Annotated in this window: 2 protein-coding genes; one reads left to right on the forward strand and one right to left on the reverse strand. The window is 28.0% G+C overall.

The annotated features are described in order from the left end of the window. The first annotated feature begins 103 nt into the window (after window positions 1–103). Window positions 104–502 (forward strand): helix-turn-helix transcriptional regulator, encoded by a 399-nt coding sequence (locus tag BOW55_RS20695; RefSeq protein WP_129026338.1) that lies wholly within the window; start codon window positions 104–106, stop codon window positions 500–502. Between the two features lie 85 nt (window positions 503–587). Here BOW55_RS20695 and BOW55_RS21120 read toward each other — a convergent pair. Then, window positions 588–774 (reverse strand): hypothetical protein (locus BOW55_RS21120; RefSeq protein ID WP_206733642.1); only part of this gene is annotated, 187 nt, incomplete at its 5' end.

Genomic DNA, 774 nt, shown 5'->3' on the forward strand with positions numbered 1-774 from the left:
GAATATATTTACTATTTACAAATATCTAAAGCCGTAATTTATCAAATCGATTTTGTATTTTACGGAAAGCTATTTTTCTCAAAAAAATAAATATCTTTGAATTATGAGCACAGAAACCAGACCCAGAAATATTGGCCGAAATATCAGCAGAATAAGAGAGCTTCGCGGCATGAAACAAGGAGCACTTGCTGACGCTATTGGCACAACCCAACAAACTATTTCGAACATTGAAACCAGCGAAACTGTCGAATTTGATAAATTAGTGCAAATTGCAAAAGCGCTTGGCGTAACCGTAGAAGCAATTGAAAATTTTACAGAAGAATCTGTTTTTAATTTCTTTAATAACTTTTACGATAATAGTGCTAATAATGGTTATTTAAATAACACTAATAATAATTGCACATTCAATCCTCTTGATAAAGTCGTCGAGCTTTACGAACGTTTGGTTCAGGCAGAAAAAGAAAAAGCTGAGTATTTAGAAAAATTGATGAAATTGAAATAAGCGATTTTTCTTTTTATATACAATTAAAAAAAGCGCAAAACTTATGGTTTGCGCTTTTTATTAAATATCAATTATAATTTAGAATCTAGAATATTACTTTAAATTTCAGATAAATATTTCTGAATCTCAAATTGAAATAAAACAGGTTGTTAATTCTAAATATTTTTGAAATTACTGTTTTATTTTTAATACTTAAATTACCATTATCATCTAAAATTAAATTATCAGCCTGATTATCCTCTTGAAGTTTAGTAACGATAGATATATAGTCG

The organism is Flavobacterium sp. YO12 (assembly GCF_004119495.1).
Classification (GTDB): Bacteria; Bacteroidota; Bacteroidia; order Flavobacteriales; family Flavobacteriaceae; genus Flavobacterium.